The 17,099-nt window shown below is 36.5% G+C and carries 12 protein-coding genes; 3 read left to right on the top strand and 9 right to left on the bottom strand.

Annotation, left to right across the window (positions count from 1 at the left end):
* Positions 1–20: 20 nt before the first annotated feature.
* Genes AAEU30_RS00970 through AAEU30_RS00955 form a run of 4 tightly spaced genes read right to left on the bottom strand, consistent with a single transcriptional unit; the run spans position 21 to position 6,784 of the window.
* On the bottom strand, positions 21–2,405 hold the full coding sequence (locus tag AAEU30_RS00970; RefSeq protein WP_421958877.1) for a GmrSD restriction endonuclease domain-containing protein: 2,385 nt from the start codon (positions 2,403–2,405) through the stop codon (positions 21–23).
* Entirely contained in the window at positions 2,392–3,330 is a 939-nt protein-coding gene (locus AAEU30_RS00965; protein ID WP_421958876.1) for a phospholipase D-like domain-containing protein, read from the bottom strand. Before AAEU30_RS00965 ends, AAEU30_RS00970 begins: the two co-directional genes overlap by 14 nt.
* On the bottom strand, positions 3,330–5,138 hold the full coding sequence (locus AAEU30_RS00960; RefSeq protein ID WP_421958875.1) for an ATP-binding protein: 1,809 nt from the start codon (positions 5,136–5,138) through the stop codon (positions 3,330–3,332). The genes AAEU30_RS00965 and AAEU30_RS00960 overlap by 1 nt, the downstream gene beginning before the upstream one ends.
* Positions 5,138–6,784, bottom strand: coding sequence for a DEAD/DEAH box helicase (locus AAEU30_RS00955; RefSeq protein WP_421958874.1), 1,647 nt, complete (start codon positions 6,782–6,784; stop codon positions 5,138–5,140). The genes AAEU30_RS00960 and AAEU30_RS00955 overlap by 1 nt, the downstream gene beginning before the upstream one ends.
* A gap of 269 nt (positions 6,785–7,053) precedes the next feature.
* Here AAEU30_RS00955 and AAEU30_RS00950 point away from each other — a divergent pair, with 269 nt between their 5' ends.
* The 3 genes from AAEU30_RS00950 to AAEU30_RS00940 are packed head-to-tail and all read left to right on the top strand — an operon-like array spanning position 7,054 to position 12,260.
* Positions 7,054–7,989 carry a DUF4007 family protein gene (locus AAEU30_RS00950; protein WP_421958873.1) on the top strand — a complete coding sequence of 312 codons (936 nt, stop codon included), beginning with the start codon at positions 7,054–7,056 and terminating at the stop codon, positions 7,987–7,989.
* Complete coding sequence (locus tag AAEU30_RS00945; RefSeq protein ID WP_421958872.1) at positions 7,982–11,371, top strand: hypothetical protein; 3,390 nt, start codon at positions 7,982–7,984, stop codon at positions 11,369–11,371. Before AAEU30_RS00950 ends, AAEU30_RS00945 begins: the two co-directional genes overlap by 8 nt.
* Complete coding sequence (locus AAEU30_RS00940; protein WP_421958871.1) at positions 11,364–12,260, top strand: phosphoadenosine phosphosulfate reductase family protein; 897 nt, start codon at positions 11,364–11,366, stop codon at positions 12,258–12,260. The genes AAEU30_RS00945 and AAEU30_RS00940 overlap by 8 nt, the downstream gene beginning before the upstream one ends.
* Before the next feature lie 13 nt (positions 12,261–12,273).
* On the opposite strand, the gene AAEU30_RS00935 is transcribed toward AAEU30_RS00940, so the two are convergent.
* The 5 genes from AAEU30_RS00935 to AAEU30_RS00915 form a co-directional block, all read right to left on the bottom strand.
* Positions 12,274–13,395, bottom strand: coding sequence for a cysteine desulfurase family protein (locus tag AAEU30_RS00935; protein ID WP_421958870.1), 1,122 nt, complete (start codon positions 13,393–13,395; stop codon positions 12,274–12,276).
* Positions 13,396–13,963: 568 nt separating this feature from the next.
* Entirely contained in the window at positions 13,964–14,383 is a 420-nt protein-coding gene (gene hepT, locus AAEU30_RS00930; RefSeq protein WP_421958869.1) for a type VII toxin-antitoxin system HepT family RNase toxin, read from the bottom strand.
* Entirely contained in the window at positions 14,376–14,765 is a 390-nt protein-coding gene (gene mntA / locus AAEU30_RS00925; RefSeq protein WP_421958868.1) for a type VII toxin-antitoxin system MntA family adenylyltransferase antitoxin, read from the bottom strand. Before mntA ends, hepT begins: the two co-directional genes overlap by 8 nt.
* A gap of 521 nt (positions 14,766–15,286) precedes the next feature.
* Positions 15,287–15,436, bottom strand: a complete 150-nt coding sequence (locus AAEU30_RS00920; protein ID WP_421958867.1) for a hypothetical protein — start codon at positions 15,434–15,436, stop codon at positions 15,287–15,289.
* Between the two features lie 289 nt (positions 15,437–15,725).
* Positions 15,726–16,970: a UPF0149 family protein gene (locus AAEU30_RS00915; protein ID WP_421958866.1), complete on the bottom strand. Its 1,245-nt coding sequence runs from the start codon at positions 16,968–16,970 to the stop codon at positions 15,726–15,728.
* Between the last annotated feature and the right edge of the window lie 129 nt (positions 16,971–17,099).

The following is a 17,099-nucleotide window of genomic DNA, read 5'->3' as shown; positions in this document are numbered from 1 at the left end:
CAAAAAGATAGATTCCCGACTCAACTTTGATTTACCATTTCGATACATTTATCGATATATAGGCTAGCAATATTTTCACTCCGCTTTTGGATAAAAGAGCTATCCCATGAGTATTTATTGCCTACATCGTTGGAAAGCCATTGGCATAACCTTAGTGAAACTGGCTTTAATAAATGCTGCTTATCAATTGCATCCACAACGGTTTGACAATAATGTGAAATATAAGTTTCCTTGTCTTGGTTAGGAAAGCTAAATTGATTATCAAATGATTTTGCAAATACTTCTGCTTTCTTATATGCATCTGTCTGCACCGATGAGTTCAATACCTGTCCCAATAAAGTTAGGTTACCAATTGAATTGATAATATCCGATGAGCCATTAAACTCAGGAGGCCAAACTGATATCTTTCCATTAATACATTCTTGCGGAGCGATATGCTCTATCGTACTAGTTTCCCTTGAAAGCCAATACTCTGGTGATATAAGCCTGCTACCTTTGTTATTAGCAAGGAGTAAGCCACACTCTTCACCTTCATAAGAGGCTGGAACTGTAGAGTCTGATGCAATTAATAATGTATACCTAATCAGTGAGTTAGCTCTGCCATTATAACGAATATTTTTTACTAAATTAGTAGTAACTAAATCTTTATCTAATTTATTTATGTCAAATTGAAATGCTCTATACGCTGCAGAGTTATAACTATCTTGAAAATTAGCTAGCAAACTTACAAAGTCATTACTTTCAAATATTTGTATATCAGAATAGAAAGACTTCCAAAAAGCATCAGGGTGTATATTTCCTACCAACCTAAATATAGAAAAAAACACAGCTGAATTATTTATTACTTTTTCAAACATTTTTTTATTTTCAAGCGAAGGGTTTACTCTATACCCATGGTAAAAATGTACTAGTAGGGCATTACAAACACTATGCTTAGATTTAAGTAAAAATAAAAAGTTAAAGGCCGCTGTATTAGTGAAAACATCTCTACTATCATTGCTTAAATATAAGTTTTCTCCTCTTTTCTTATACTCACCAAAATCACTAAAGTTATAATTTAGTTTAAATGAATCAAGATATATCTGTATGCTCTCTAATCTCAAACAGAATTCATGTGCCTTTTCCGAAGTTGTCAATCCAACTAAATTATTTGCTTTAGAGTTGATAAAATTACTAAAGCCCTCAGTTATAATTTTCCTCTGCCCACCTAAATCATAAGGTGATGGGGATTGAACTGAAAAGTAATGCATTGCAATTTCGAAAAACTCATTAGTTCTAGTATTACACCTCTTTCGCTGCCCACCTATAGCATCATTCTTCTTCAACCAATCAGCAACTTTATTAAAGATTTTAAATGCTGGCATTTCATTAAATAGTTTATTTTCATTTCTAAAACATAGAGATATTCTAGGCTTAACTAAATCAAAGGCAGATAACTGCTGACCTGTTGAATTTATTTGCTGAAATATATCTAAAGATTTTTCTTCTGAAGGTGAAGAAATAATTGTTATAAAACAAAAGTCTAATAAGTACTTTGTAAATGCAGCTAATGCTATTATTTCTTGAATCACTCCTTTATTTTCTGGGGAACGTTCCATATATTCAATCAAGTCGAATTTATTAAACCCCGAGTAAACCCCTTTAAATAACTCCTTACCGACGAACTTATCACCTAAGAATTTTATAGATGATAAATTATCTAAAGTACTACTAATCTCTTCATCACAAGACTTTAAAGCATCAGCTAAGTTTCTATCAGTTGACGATGGAAAATTTCTAAGATCAAAGAAAATCTCATCTGGGCGACTCGAAGTATAATCTATAAAATCTGATAGGTATTTTGATACTGGTGACTCATAAGTATTTGAATCTGAAATACTCCACTTATCTACACCCTCTCTTATTAAAAATGGTCTAAATTTCTCCTGTCGACCATCTGTGCGAGAGAAACACGATAATAATTCGGTACAATATTCATCAATTATAACTTCCGCTAAAATCTTTGATTCACTATCACTTTCTACGTTTAGCTTTTGAATCAGTATTTCAAATTGATAAAACAAACGAGAACATAAAATAGCAAATGTTGAAGTCCTTTGTTGCCCGTCAATTAATTCGCGTACCTTATCAATGTATGTTTCATTTTGATATTCAGCTTTTTTATCACTATTTTTTGAATTGCGGACCCAATCAATAATACATCCAAGGTATGAGCTGAAATTCTCTTGCCTATGTGAATCTGTTCCAATCTCAAAACTTGTTAAACCTTTCGTTATTGAAGATAGTAAATCACTAACATTATCTCCACTCCAAGAGTAAGCTCTTTGATACTCAGGAATGTAAAAGTAAAAGTCATTTTTTAAATATGATTTAATCGATTTAGCTTCACCTTTATAAACGTCCATCTTGTCCTCTTTTAATTCTTATAATCTCGCTTCGTCTACCTGGCATATAAACTTCTACTTCATCACTTGCATAGAGCTTGAGATACGAATATAAATTTACCTGGAGATCTTTTATTTCTTGTCGGTAAGGTGCTGGATCATCAGCTAAGGCGTCATGCAACAACCTTGAGATTTGCCCAAAACCTAAGTCTCTTTTTGACTGATTTTCAGTAATTTGCTTTTTTAACCAACCGTATGCTTTTGTTTGCTTGAACAAGGTTGATGCTAATGTAAAATCATCCTTAGTGTACTCAATTTGAGCAAAGGGTAATGATGGATTGAGTTGGTATTCATTCAAACTAACGCCAGGTTTACTTAACGGAAAATCTGATACGAACAATTCTGATGTTTGTGGCAGTATCTCTTCAGGCCATACAGCAGGTAACTCTGCTTCAGGCGTATTATCAAGTTGTTCTAAAAACGCTTGCATTTTATCAAGCATACTTAGTGATAAATCAGTGGCTGATTCAACTATTTTATTAATAAATGCTTTTGATTGTTCACAGGCATTTACTCTGCTACACGACTCTAAATTACCATTATTAACTAACGCTAAACCTTTGCCCGTTAAATTAGCGCTACCATTGAAAATAGTATCGTGATCTATTTGATAAATTTTTGCGTGCAGATTTACGAGTGCTTTGACTTGGTAGCCATTATTAATACAATCTCGCAGTGCATTTAAGTCACTTGCACCCTTTGCAAAATCAATCGGTGTAAAACGACCTACCAATTGAACTTTAGGTTTGTTATTAGAAGTTAATTGACCCAACCAGCGAGTCGCTGGTTGGGTCATAAAAGCAGATATGATAGTTAAATCATTGCAACTAGGTAATAACTCCTCAAGCTGAAGTGTCAGCTCAGTATTTGAGATTAAGCTCGACATTAAAAATCATCCAACTCGTCATCTTCAGGGCCTTGCAGGAACTCACTAATGACTAAGCCCCATTCTCGACGAATAGTATTTAAATAGGCTAAACGTCGTTCGTCTGTAGTTTCATTCATCACACGGGCAAAGCCAGCTATTGTGGTTTGCATTATTTCAAGCTCATCACCACCTAGTTTGCTTACAAGCTTTTGATAGAAAACATGGTTTGTATTGAATAAAACTAATGTTAAGCCTTTACTAGTTGATACATCAAAAAATGCTTCAGAATCTCGTGCTACGTCTTCAATTAAAAAACGGTTCCCTGTAAGGATGAGTCGCTCGGCCTTTTCTTCTGCTTCTTCATCACTCATTCCACCTGCTTTTTTGAGGTGGTCAACAACATCTTCTTTCTTTAGCTGTTTTGGTGTTTCTTCTTTAGTCTTATGACCATGAGTTTCACGATGTGCAGAGCCTTGCGTTGCTTTAGATGCCGCACCTTCAGACACGGTTTTTGGCTCATCACCTTTTACGGCTTTTCCTTCAACATTTATTGTATCTAATGCTTTAGTTAAAGCTGATACATGTTTTTTAATTACTGCCACTACTTTAAGTACTTGAAGTAGTGAGTCAGAGTTTTCTTCTAAATCTCTTAAATATTCTTGCTCAGAATCAAACCCTGCTTGAGTAAAAATTGTTTTCATCTCGTAAGGAATTAAACGAATTGCATCTTGTTTGTTATTCGTTACGCCAAAGACAGCATCAAGTGTTGGTGGGAAGGATACTTCAATACCAATAAAGCGTCCTTTACTCTCTCTCAAAGCAGAAGTTAAGAATGAATCTCGTAAAACTAACTCCCTATTGGCTCGAACAATTGAAACACCGACATTTTTGCTACAATGTTTACCCCAGGTTGTACCACCTAATTTACCAACAGTGTCTTTTAAAATACGATTTGATATATTCTTTTTAACCATTGAGGTAGTAACGGTTACATCATCTCGTTTAGGCTCACCGTTTTCATCAATGTATTCAACAGAAATGACTTCTTCATCCATTTTTTCAAAAAACGCTTCTTTCTTATAGCTGCCAGGTAATTCTGGTAGTGAAGTGTTCTTTTTGAGGTACATTGGATCATTAGCTTTAAAAGTTTCTTTATCGTAAACATCAAGCCTGTCATCCGCTGATTTACGATAAGTAATGCTGTCTATTTTTATGTTGTCATCACTAATAAAGTTACGATACATTCTACCGACAAGGTGCTCGCAGTGGCGATAAATAGATTTGCCCGTTTTCCAACTTAAACGGTCAAGTTTAGACCAAATAATTAAAGTGCCAGATTCCGGTTTTTTAGTAAAAAATGCTTTCTCGTACTTAGAAGGGATTGCCTTTTCTGTAGGTATTGGGACTTCTTCCAGCGCACCACTTTTCATTTCATCAACATCTAAGTAAGTATGGTGAGGCTCCCCACCGGCCTGCCAACTCCATACATCAACACGTTTACACTGTGAGATAGAGGAATTTGGTAATCCCATACCAAATTTACCCATACCGCCTGTATCTTTACGATGTGTTCCACCACCAAATTGCATAGCAACTCGCAGCGTCTCAATATCCATACCCACGCCATTATCCCAAAGGGAAATTTCTGATACGGTATAATTTTTACGGGCTTTTAGTTGCTCTTCTATAAAACCAACTTCTACACGGGTAGCTGTTGCTTGCAAGCTATTATCGATAAGTTCAGCTAGAGCATATGCGGTATTGTTGTAACCATTATCTCTTAACGACTCAATAACAGTTTCAGCACTTAAAAATCTATTACTCATTATTTTATATCCTTTTCTGCCCACATATCATTCCAATAACCAAATGCGAGGCTAATACTTTGAAACTCAGGTATGTTATCCATAACTGTATAAATATTACACTCTTTGTTACCACCGCTTTTATAGCCTCTCATAGCACGACCCGCCATTTGCAAGTACTGTACTAAGGAGTTCATTGGTTTAGCTATTACGGTAACGTTAGTTTTAGGTGCATCAAAGCCCGCTGTTAATACATTAAAATTAACAAGAACTTGTAGCTCACCATTTTTATATTGCGCAATTTTGGCTCTTCGGCTCTCTGCTGTATCATTTTTACTATCAATTGATGCTGCTTTTATACCTTGGTAGGCAAGCGCTGTAGCCAAATTAATGCCGTGTTCTACGGTACATGCAAAAACAATAATTTGTGACTCAAGTTTACATTCATCAATAATAGTATTGAGGATCTGACGATTTCGCTCAATGTTATTTGCTAACGTCGTCATTGTTTCAACACCGCCCGCATCCCTTAACTCATAAGCAGCAATACCTGAGTGATCATAATTTAACGACTTAAAGTTCGCTTTGGCCAAATACCCTTTTTCAACCAAGTAATCTATTGGCGAGAGATAACCTGATATTTGCATTGATACTTTATTGTTATAAAAAAAGGTAGCTAGACGCGCATCTTCTTCAGATAGTCCATCCTCAGAGTAGCTTCTGCCTGGAGTGGCAGTTAAACCGATCAAGTCGGCGTGAAATGCTTTGTCATCAATAAAGTCTTGAACAACTTCTTGAAATTTAGGAGCTACTGCTTTGTGGGCTTCATCAAAAATTACTAATGTTACTTTTTCAGCAAGCTTGCTATATAAAAGTTGTAACTGTCTAGAATCACTTTTTCGTAAACTTAAGAACTTGTGTAAGCCACCAACAACAAAACCTGAATCAATACCACTCAAGCTTTCTGTGGAGCTTGAATAAAAGCCATAAAGGGAAGTAGAGCGATTACCTAGGGATTGCCAAGCTGTCGCAAACTCAGAATATGCTTGAGAACAAAGTTCTTCTCGGTCTGCAAGCCAAAGTACCAAGTTACATTCAGACTGCCTTAAATGTTCGGCAGCTATATTCATTGCGGTGCGTGTCTTACCTGCCCCTGTAGGCAAGTGAATTAGTACTCGTTTTTTATTCTGCGCAAGTTCAGCAAACACCTGTTTGCTAATGTTTTGTTGGTATGGATAAAGGCCGTAATTTGGCTCAATACACGTTATGCTTTCTAATCCATTATCTTGGCTTAATTGACTTTCATATAACGCAGAAAGTCCTAATAAAGCTGCGAACTTTTCTGGATTATCTCCAGCCCAACTTATGATGGCATCATAGTATTTTGGAGTAACGTGTTTTGCTTCAAGTTCAAAGCTAGGAAACAGCTCTGCGAGTTGTTGTGCTGATAATCGTTCTATTAGTTTTATACGTAATTGAGCATCAAAAATGAAGTCGACCTGCTTAACACTGGCAACAATACCTGCAAGTTTATTTTTATTATAAGTGTTGGTTTCAGAAACTTGGTTCTCATGCGCATCAAGTTGCAACGCGAAATTTATTGAGTTTTTGGGGAGAAAACTTAATAATTCATCTTCAGAAAAATTTGATAAAATTTTTGCCAGCATATTTAATCCTTTAATGTAAATCAATATGATAGCTTCCATTCACTTAGAGCCTACAGGTAGAAAGCCAGGCTAGATCATTTGATTATTTATCTTTATATTCAAAACTTTACAATAAAGACCTTTCGTCCACAAGGGAATTGAGATAAATTAAATTAAACTGTATAAAAGTACAGTTTTTTATTGATTAATTATCTTGAAGCCTTCCTCTTAATCTTAATTCACGTTAATATCGCCGCTTGGACAATTTCTCCAGAGGCACTCAAAAAGCTATGAAAGCTAAGTTTACAGGTCACGACACTTTCCCTCTGCGCTATGGATGGCTATTCAAAGCGGTTAATCATTTGAATTCAAATGGTAATTTCTCAAGTTCTGACGAAGAAAGTATTCGTCACTCTATTGTTGAGCTTGGTGTTGGTAAAAATATGGTAAAAGCGATTCAGTATTGGGCTGAGTCGAGCGGTATTATAAAAAGCGAAAGAGAAAACAATAAAACCCTACATAAAGTTACTCAAGATAAAGGGCTGTATTTGTTTGGTGATGATGCTAAAGACCCTTACTTAGAATTATCGGGTTCTATATGGTTGTTGCACTTTTGGTTAAACTTTAATGATGAGCACTTAACTGCATATCGATACTTTTTTAACTACTCTAATGTTCAGCACTTTGAGAAATCAAAACTGATTGATGATTGCTATGAAGATGCAAAACGCTTAGTTAAAAGTGAAGTTGGTAATGTTACAACTATAAAAAAAGACATGGATTGTTTTTTAAATATGTACAGTAAGAAAGTTAAGACAACAACAAAAAGAATAGATGAAGATCACTTCACCTCTCCGCTTGCTGAGCTTAATTTAGTGCAAGACAATGGTCGTTCTTTTTATGTTAGTAATTTAACAGAAAGACCTGAGCTACCTATTGACGTATTTATATATGCATTACTTGAGTTTTTCAAAGTAGAAACTGTTGACTCTAACGTGAGTACGATTGACTTTGATTCATTACTGACTAAACCGTGTTCACCTGGACGTATATTTAGGTTGTCTGAATCTGGATTAGGGCAAAAACTCGATGAAGCTCAAGAACATACTAACAAAAATATCTCATGGGTTGATTCACTAGGGCTAAGGCAAGTTAATGTTTCTGATTCTGCAAAAAACAATACTATCAATTACTTAAATGACTATTACGGCAAATACAATGTCTGAATCTATTATTGCAATTAACCAACGATATAAAAGCTCCACTCGCATTGATGTTGATAGTGCAAACCTAAAACCTTTTATTGATGATTTTATTGTACATGGTACAGCGATAAACGTACTTGATACTGTTAGCCGTGAATTTGAAGGTAGTACGCAAAGAGCATACACGATCACCGGTCCTTATGGTTCTGGTAAATCAACTGTAGCCTTATTTTTATCTTGCTTACTTTCTACTGATTCAGACCAACGTAATTACGCATTAAGCAAGTTAAGTCGATCTCAAAAAGTAATAACTGAGTTTGATAATAGGTTTAACATTACTAATGGCTGGAAAACAATTAAGCATGTTTGTGGCCTAGAAGCACCTGCAAATAGTATTTTAATTAGCCTATTGAATGCATTTAACGTTAAGTATAATACTGAAGATACTCTGGCTCTTGATGATGATGAATGTTTAGCCAAGATTAAATCACTTCTACAAAAACAAAATGATAATGAAGACGGCGTTTTAATTCTACTCGACGAAATGGGCAAAGCGTTAGACTATCAATCGCGTGCAAATAAAGACTTACATTTATTTCAGTCTCTCGCGGATATTGTTCAACAAGCTAAACGCCCTGTGTTGCTGGTTGGTTTTTTACACCAAGCATTCTCTGATTATGCTAAAAATAAAGACGTTAAAACACAACAAGAATGGAGTAAAGTTCAAGGCCGTTATAGGGATTTAAGCTTTAACCCTTCGATTGATGAATCTTTAGTACTTGTTGGTGATTCAATTTCTAGAGCACCTAAAGTAGTAAAAGCTATTGAATCAAAATATGCTAAATTAGTTGATGTTGTCGGTTCAGCATTTACTAATCAAAACAAAAATGTTGATGCGTTAAGTAATACGTTACCACTCGACCCAATTGTGAGCTTATTGCTTGGCCCGGTTTCTCGTCGCCGTTTTTCTCAGAACGAACGTAGCTTATTTGGTTTTTTAGCATCACATGAAAAGTTTGGATTCAGAGAATTTTTAGAAGCTGAATATAGCGAACTCAATGAAGCACTAAATTTATATCGCCCTGAAATGTATTGGGATTATCTACACCATAACTTACATCATTTAATTGTTACATCACAAGATAGTAAAGCATGGTTAGAGGGCTGTGATGCCATTTATAGAGCTGAACAAAAAGGCGGTGAACTACATACTGCTATTACTAAACTAATCGCTCTACTCACTATTTTTGGTTTTCATCATCAATTACATGCTAAACGCGAGTTTATAAAACAATACTTTGTGAGCCGAGGCTATACAGTAGCTGAAATAGCGCAGGCGCTGAATGATTTAGAAACTTGGACCGTTATTATTTACCGACAAAAACATGATGCTTTATTCGTGTTTCAAGGTAGTGATATTGATATAAACAACTTAATAAATGAACGTATTGAAGCTATTAGCTACGGTGTTGATTGGTCTGAAATATGTGATATTCCGCAAAATATTTTGGCGACGGCGCATTATCATAAAACAGGCACAATGCGTTGGGCAACCACAAAGCTAATAAACAAATATGATGTAGCTCTCATTAAACCTTTTGTCACTCCACCTAAAACGGGTGATGCATTTGCTACTTTTATTTTGTGCGTAAATGAAGATGTTGCTAAAGAAATTAAGCCTCATGAAAAGAAAATGCCTTTTAGTATCATTGGAAAATTTAAAGACTTTTCAAACCTTAAAAATGCGGCAATTGAGTTAATCGCTTTAAAGCAAATACTCAAAGATGAGCAAAAAATAGCTCATGATCTGATAGCAAAAAATGAGCTAGAAAGTCGTATTAAATTTACTCAATCGAATGTTGATCATGAATTGCAGTACGTATACAAAAATGCAGATTGGTTTCATTGTGGTAAAAAATTAGCTAAAGCACCTTTGACATCTATTGCGTCGAAAATTGCAAATGAGCTTTTTATTAAATCTCCGGTAGTCATAAATGAGCTAGTGAATCGCTCAAAACCTTCGGGGAGCGCTAATAGTGCAATTCGAAAATTAATGAATGCCATGTTTGAGAGTGGTGATGAAAAAGATCTCGGCTTTGATGAAAAGTCCTTTCCGCCTGAAAAAGGCCTTTATCTTTCTTGCTTAAAAAGTAAAGGTTGGCACTGTGAAACATCTGAAGGCTTTTTATTCCCTAGCGAGTGGAGTAAAAAATCACAAGCCGCTAATCCTGAAATGTATGAGTTGTTTAAAAGTGGCTTTAACTTTATAAAAAACAATTCGAAAAACAAGCAGGTGACGTTAGCCGAACTTTATGATTTTTGGATGCTTCCGCCTTTTGGCTTAACAGCCGGCTTATGCCGTATTTATGGTTTAGCTTTACTTAAATCTCTTGAAGGGCAAGTTGCTTTTTACGACTGGGACTCAACAAACCAGTTTATTTTTATACCTGAATTAGATGAAGAATTAGTCAATAAAATCTATAAGCACCCGAATGAAGCTGGTGTTCGTTATTTTGAAATATCTGAAATACAAAGCCACTTACTGGAAAACTTAGCGCAAGCAACACTTGGTGAAGTTAAAAACGATGCCGCTATTTTAAACATTGCTAAACACATAGTAGGAATTGTTCACAAGCTTCCTACATGGGTTAAAAAAACCAGTGGTGAAAGTTTTACAGGTGGTGAAGGTAACGGTTTAACAAAACAAGCTCGTGACTTTAGAAATAAAGTTATAGCTGCGAATGACCCTTACAAATTAATTTTAGATGACTTACCTGCAGTATTTGGCTTTAAGAAAGATGATCCTACACTTGAGGATAAACTCGGAAACTACTTAAAAACGGCTATTGAAGATTTAAGTGCTCAGCACGATATTTTACTAACTGGATTTAAGCAAATTATTATCCAAATGTTAGGTGAAGACTTTAACCAAGCCTTGAAAGAGCGGTGTGATTTTGTTGAAAAAGTTGCTAAGCGCCCTAATATTAAAGAGCTTGCTAAGCGTATTTCACAGCATATAGATGGTAAAACTAAATTTGAGTTTATTATAAATTTAGCTGCTGGAACACCTGAGCGTAATTGGACAGATAAACACTTACGTAGTGGCCTAGATGAACTACAAAACTTATGTGTACAATTTAGACGAATTGAATCCTTCGGTAATATTCAAACTCAAGGTAACTCTAAACCACTTGCGTTTATTACAACTGATAATGAAGGGAATCATCAGGAGTTTGGTGGATTTATTAAACACGAGCTAGAGCGAGATAAAGATGTAAAAACCGCTGTTGATAATATTCAAACATCTATTGCTAATATGCCGAAAGAAAAACAACTCGCAGCACTAACTAGTTTGTTAACTAATTTGATGGAACAGAGTGAATCAGAGGTTACTGATGACTGATAAAGTTAAGCATGTACTAGGACTTTCTGGTGGTAAAGATAGTAGCGCTTTAGCGTTATTTGTTAAAGAAACCTACCCTGAATTAGATGTAGAGTATTTTTTTACTGATACAGGCTATGAGCTACCAGAAACTAATGAGTTTATTGACCAACTTGAAGAAAAGCTTGGATATATTCACCGGCTTAATGCGCGCTCTTTAAATAATATTGAAGGGCGAGGTGAAAAAGATTTTGCTCATCTTCTAAAAGAACATGGCAACTATCTACCTTCTCAACGAGATCGCTGGTGCACTGTTCAAATGAAGTTAAAACCCTTTGAACAGTGGCTAGATAGCTTTATTAAAGATGGTTATAAAATAAAAAACTATGTTGGTATCCGGGCTGATGAACCAGAACGTGTTGGATACATGACAATTGAAAAGCCAATTGAGTCTGTGTTTCCTTTTAGAGAGCACGGTATAGTTCGTAGTGATATAGAGAATATACTCCAGCGCAACGGCCTAGAGCTACCTGAATACTATAAATGGCGCTCTCGCTCTGGATGTACTTTTTGCTTTTACCAAAGAAAGATCGAATGGGTTAAGCTTATGGAAAAGCACCCAGACTTATTTGAAGAAGCAAAAGCATTCGAAAAAGGTGATGATAATAATACAACCGTGGGTGAACGTTTTTATTGGATGGGACAAGGACAGCCATTAGAAACATTAGAAGACCCAGCAGTTCAAAAACGTATTATAGAAAATCATGAGAAAAAAGTAGCTCGCTTTAACAAGAAAAAACGACGTAACGCCCTGCTAGGAGACTTTGAAGGATATTGCGAGTTTAACGAACTTGATGATATTTACGATGAAGCCGAAGGCGGTGGAGCATGCGTAACTTGCTATAAATAAAAACTGAGCGGCTTTAGTAAGCCGCTTTTTTTATGGCTGATACCAAAAAATCTATATCTGCATTTGTAATTGTGTGGGTAAAACTAATTCTAAATGTATGTTCAGCTTGTTCACGAGTTAACCCTAATGCAGTTAGAACATGCGAAGCTTCAATCTCTTTCGAAGAACACGCTGAACCTTGAGCAAGGCACAAGGTATCTTCATTTTCACGTACTAAAACACTTACATTAGTTTTTGGTAAAGATAGCGAAAGGATGTGAGGTAGGGTATTACCTTGACCATTTATAGAATAGTCGATTTCATTTTCTTTTAGCTTTTTCAAAAAGCAAGATTTAGGATCACCATTTTCAAAGTTGCTATACGCGTGTTGAAATACTTCGATTGCTTTACCAAAAGCGATTATCAAGGGAGCTGCAACAGTTCCTCCTCTGAGCCCATCCTCTTGACCTGCTCCATGTATAACAGGTAGAAGATTACGTTTTCTAAGGTCGCGAATATAAACAGCGCCAATCCCTTTAGGCCCGCCAACCTTATGTGCAGAAAATGACATTACATCAATATTCATATCGTCAACGTCAATGTCAGTTTTACAGAAACTTTGAGCTGCATCAGAATGAAAGATAATGCCTTTTGAAAAGCAAAGTTCACCAATTTCAGTAATGGGATTAATTGTGCCAAGTTCGTTGTTTACATGCATAATAGACACAAGGGCTGTATCTTCTCTTATTACTGCTTTAACATTTTCTGCTGTAATAACACCATTAACATCAGGTTCAACAAGAGAAACCTCATACCCTAACTTTTGAAAGTAATCACAGATAGCAAAAATACATTTATGCTCAATTGAAGAGATCACAATATGCTTTTTGCTCGACAGGCTTTCGTCATTTAAAAGTAAACTTTTAAATGCAATATTATTAGATTCAGTTGCACCACTGGTGAACACTATTTCACTTGGAAAAGCGCCTATTTCATCAGCTAAGGACTCTCGTACTTCATTAACCTTGGCCAATGCAGATTCACCTAAAAGGTGACTAGAAGCTGAATTTGCAAAGCAGTTTTCAAATGCATCCAATAGTGACTTTTTTACTTCAGGTAAAATTGGATATGAGGCAGCTGTGTCGAGGTAAATCATTTAATTAATCCTTCATATGAGGGCTTAAGAATAACATAAAGAGACAAGCCCTTAACCCGTTTAGCAGGTTAGTATTAAAAAATAATGTTAAGGCCTGCTCCAATTCCCCGTGATCACACCCGAAAGCTCTAAATTGATGAGTAATCTCTTGCATGGATGCAAGTTAAGCTGTGACTTCGCCATGGACGGCGAATACACGGCGCTTACGTTCACATCAATTTATAACTTGAGGATATAGTGTGATCCTCGGGGCGCCGTGGGGTTCCAAGGGGCGGACGGCGGTATTCGCCCCTTGGTTGCCATCGCCAACGCGATAAAACCTCGAATAGAGCCATTAAAAATCACAGCTAAAGCTTGTTCCTACGTGGAATATTAAGCCACCAGCAGCTCGAATCCCGTAACTTTGCTTCTCTGTGTAGCGCAGCGCTTCTGTGCCCTCGGTGGTAAAACTGATTTAAAACAATCACAGCTAAAGCTTGTTCCTACGGTTGAAAAGGCGCTAGGTTCTAGGATTATCACGTAGTCCATCGCCCGTAGCTCAAAACCCGTGACTTTTGTCTTCTCATTTTTAATTGGCTAATTCGACAATGGCCCGTAAGCTAAACTCATGCATAGTTACATAATGTTGTTTTTTGATAATCGTTTTTACTATGTCTTGATCTATATTCAAATAATCATGCACAAGAGCATTGCGCAAACCAATTATTTTACGCCATGAAAGTAACTCTGTATCTGTTAATGCACCGAGTTGCGTTAACTCACTAAATGTTTGATATGCGTTACTGCTGGTACTACTTTTATGTTTTTTAAGCCAATGTTTTGCTAAACCAATACTGACTTCTGTCATCAACTGTAACAAACGCTCCGCTGCACGATAGTCTCTATTATTAAGTTGTTCTATTTGGCTTAATTCATTGAGTTCTTGCATATATTCGTCGATATGCCGTGTTACTTCACTAATATAAAGTGATATTCCTGTATCAGTCATGCTTACTCGCTATCGTCTCAAACTCAAATTGGCTATAAATACGCTGCTGCTCTTTCATTGCTCTCAAACTATTTTTGCCTAAAATGGCATGTCCGTATTCTACTACATTGAATGCAAGGTAACTTGGGATCAAATTTATATCAACAATTGAAATAAGCTGTTCGTTCAAGTTAAGTGCATTGCTGATTTCAAGCTCGAGCTCTTTTGGCCTGAGCCGCTTATCCAATGAACTTAAATCAAAGTTTTTAAAAGCAATGGCAAGATCTATATCGCTATGGGGTTGCGCCGTACCTTTGGCGTGGGAGCCATATAACCAAACAACCTCAACATCGCTATTTTGTTGCAAGTATTTAATTATTTTTTGAAAAATATTATTTCCCACAATACGGAACCATTAATAAAATGCAGGGATAATCATAACCTATCAGTTTTATTTGTGCGAATTGGTTTTTAAGTGATTTATTCACAAAGAGGTTATGAGACGCTGCGCTGAAGATGTATAAAGAAAAGGGTACTAGGATCTAGGGAAGTGACTAGGAGCTAGGATTATTCCGCAGCTCGTTGCCCACAACACGAAGCCATAACTTTTCTTCTCGGTGTAGCGCAGCCTCGGTGCCCTCGGTGGTAAAACTGGTTTAAAACAATCACAGCTAAAGCTTGTTCCTACGTGGAATATTAAGCCACCAGCAGCTCGAAACCCGTAGCTTTTTGTCTTCTCATTTACTCTCATTCACTTCTCTTTGTGCAAATAGATCTTTTAGTGATTTATTCACAAAGAGGTTAAGAGACGCTGCGCTGAAGAGGAAAAACACAAGTGCTCTAATGTAGGTCGTGCTTTAGCGCGTCAATTTTCAACATTAGACATTGTCGCCATAAATGACGACCTACAAGGAAATACTAAGATTATTCCGCAGCTCGTCGCTTTTCTTCTCGTTGTAGCGCAGCCTCTGTGTTCTCGGTGGTAAAATAGGTTTTAAAACAATCACGGCTAAAGCCGTTTCCTACGTGGAATGTTAAGCCAGCAGCTCGAAACCCGTCGCTTTTACTACTCATTTACCCTCATTCACTTCTCTTTGTGCAAATAGATCTTTTAGTGATTTATTCACAAAGAGGTTATGAGGCGCTGCGCTGAAGAGGTATAACAAAAAGGTAGTAGGCTCGCTCTAGGGAAATGACTAGGAGCTAGGATTTTCAGGTAGCACGAACCCATTGCTTTTCTTCTCGGTGTAGCGCAGCTTCGGTGAGCTCGGTGGTAAAACTGGTTTTAAAACAATCACTGCTAAAGCTCGTTCCTACGTGGAATATTAAGCCAGCAGCTCGAATCCCGTGGCTTTTTATCTTCTCATTTCTCTTTTTTTCGTAACCAAAACAAACTACTTGGCACGGAGATCCAAGCTTGTTTACCTAATGAGTCAAGGTAGACACTCACTTCTTCTTTACTGCCTGGGCTGTAATAAGGTGCCTGATCTTTGAACTTTTCTTGCCCTGTGAGTATTTTTGTAAAGTGCTTATTTTGATTTTGTAAGGCTTTTTTGTAGCTATGAGCAAGTTTAGAGTCGCCATTTTTTGCAAATTCACTCAGTGCGAGGCTGGCAATTACGTGAAGCTCATTACTATCAAATTCCTTTAAAAATGCATTTAACTTCTGCCACTGTTTATTAATAATGAAACAGTTCATTAATAAGAAACGGTTAGCTTGATTATCATTCGGATTAAGCACTAATAATTCTTCAAGCTCAGTTTGCGCTTGTTGAAAATAACCGTGTTGGGCGTTTATATATGCGCGATGTGCACGTAGTAACATATAAGGGCGGGTTTCGTGCATCAGCCAAAAATGGCCGGTATTTTCTTTAATAAACTGCTGAGTTATTAAGCCGCCTTCAATAAGCTCTAATAGTAACTTAATTGGCTCTAAGGCTTTTAGTTCATTATCGGCAAGTATGCAGTCTAATAGTTCATCAAATTCGTCTGGCTCTTCATCTGTGTTTAAAAAGCTGTCGTTAAATTGGGCTTCGTCTTCATCTGTAAAGCTAAGGTCATTGCTAAACCGTAAGGCAAAAATAGCGTCTGACATAAAATAGCTATAATTACGTTTGTACTCTTGTGCATTATATTGGGCAAATTCACCAAACTCTTTTTGGGCTGCCTTTTCGCTGGTAAATGCTGTTAAGACGCGGCTTAAGTTATCCAATGTACACTTTTGTTCATTATCAAGCGTGCGCTTATCTATCTGTTTCAGCGACTGTAAAACCCCTTTACAGTAGTTTGGTAGAGGCATTGTTGGCTTTAGCGATTCACGATAGTCTTGCTTAGATAGACTGCACTTAGCGGGCATTTTTAGCTGTTCTTGCATCACTTTTGTCATGCTTTGATTATAAAGTGCCATTAAGCTGTTAAGGTAGGCGAACTGGGCTTCACCTTGAAAATTTATATCGCCAAATAAATCAGGTTGCCATTCACTTGGCGGCAATATTTGCGGTAATGCACCAAGCCCCATTAAATAGCCTTGGATAAAATAGTAATCAGGCTTTTTCTCACTTAATGCGCTCAATTTAATGACATCATTGCGAATTTTGGCGGGTGACATAGCTTGGCTTATTTTTTGTAAATTTTTTCTAGTGTACCTATTGGCTTAAAGGTTACAAGGTTATAACTCGAATTTTTAATAAAAAACCCAGAGTGCTCACTCTGGGTTTTATCTCTTAAATTAAAACTT

The organism is Pseudoalteromonas mucoides (assembly GCF_049257175.1).
Lineage (GTDB): Bacteria > Pseudomonadota > Gammaproteobacteria > Enterobacterales > Alteromonadaceae > Pseudoalteromonas.
The sequence above is the reverse complement of the archived record's forward strand: the minus strand, read 5'-3'. Positions and strand labels throughout refer to the sequence as shown.

Coding starts and splice junctions, on each gene's coding strand:
- AAEU30_RS00970 (WP_421958877.1), bottom strand. CDS start 2,405: ATGGACGTTTATAAAGGTGAAGCTAAATCGATTAAATCATATTTAAAA.
- AAEU30_RS00965 (WP_421958876.1), bottom strand. CDS start 3,330: ATGTCGAGCTTAATCTCAAATACTGAGCTGACACTTCAGCTTGAGGAG.
- AAEU30_RS00960 (WP_421958875.1), bottom strand. CDS start 5,138: ATGAGTAATAGATTTTTAAGTGCTGAAACTGTTATTGAGTCGTTAAGA.
- AAEU30_RS00955 (WP_421958874.1), bottom strand. CDS start 6,784: ATGCTGGCAAAAATTTTATCAAATTTTTCTGAAGATGAATTATTAAGT.
- AAEU30_RS00950 (WP_421958873.1), top strand. CDS start 7,054: ATGAAAGCTAAGTTTACAGGTCACGACACTTTCCCTCTGCGCTATGGA.
- AAEU30_RS00945 (WP_421958872.1), top strand. CDS start 7,982: ATGTCTGAATCTATTATTGCAATTAACCAACGATATAAAAGCTCCACT.
- AAEU30_RS00940 (WP_421958871.1), top strand. CDS start 11,364: ATGACTGATAAAGTTAAGCATGTACTAGGACTTTCTGGTGGTAAAGAT.
- AAEU30_RS00935 (WP_421958870.1), bottom strand. CDS start 13,395: ATGATTTACCTCGACACAGCTGCCTCATATCCAATTTTACCTGAAGTA.
- hepT (WP_421958869.1), bottom strand. CDS start 14,383: ATGACTGATACAGGAATATCACTTTATATTAGTGAAGTAACACGGCAT.
- AAEU30_RS00920 (WP_421958867.1), bottom strand. CDS start 15,436: ATGAGTAGTAAAAGCGACGGGTTTCGAGCTGCTGGCTTAACATTCCAC.
- AAEU30_RS00915 (WP_421958866.1), bottom strand. CDS start 16,970: ATGTCACCCGCCAAAATTCGCAATGATGTCATTAAATTGAGCGCATTA.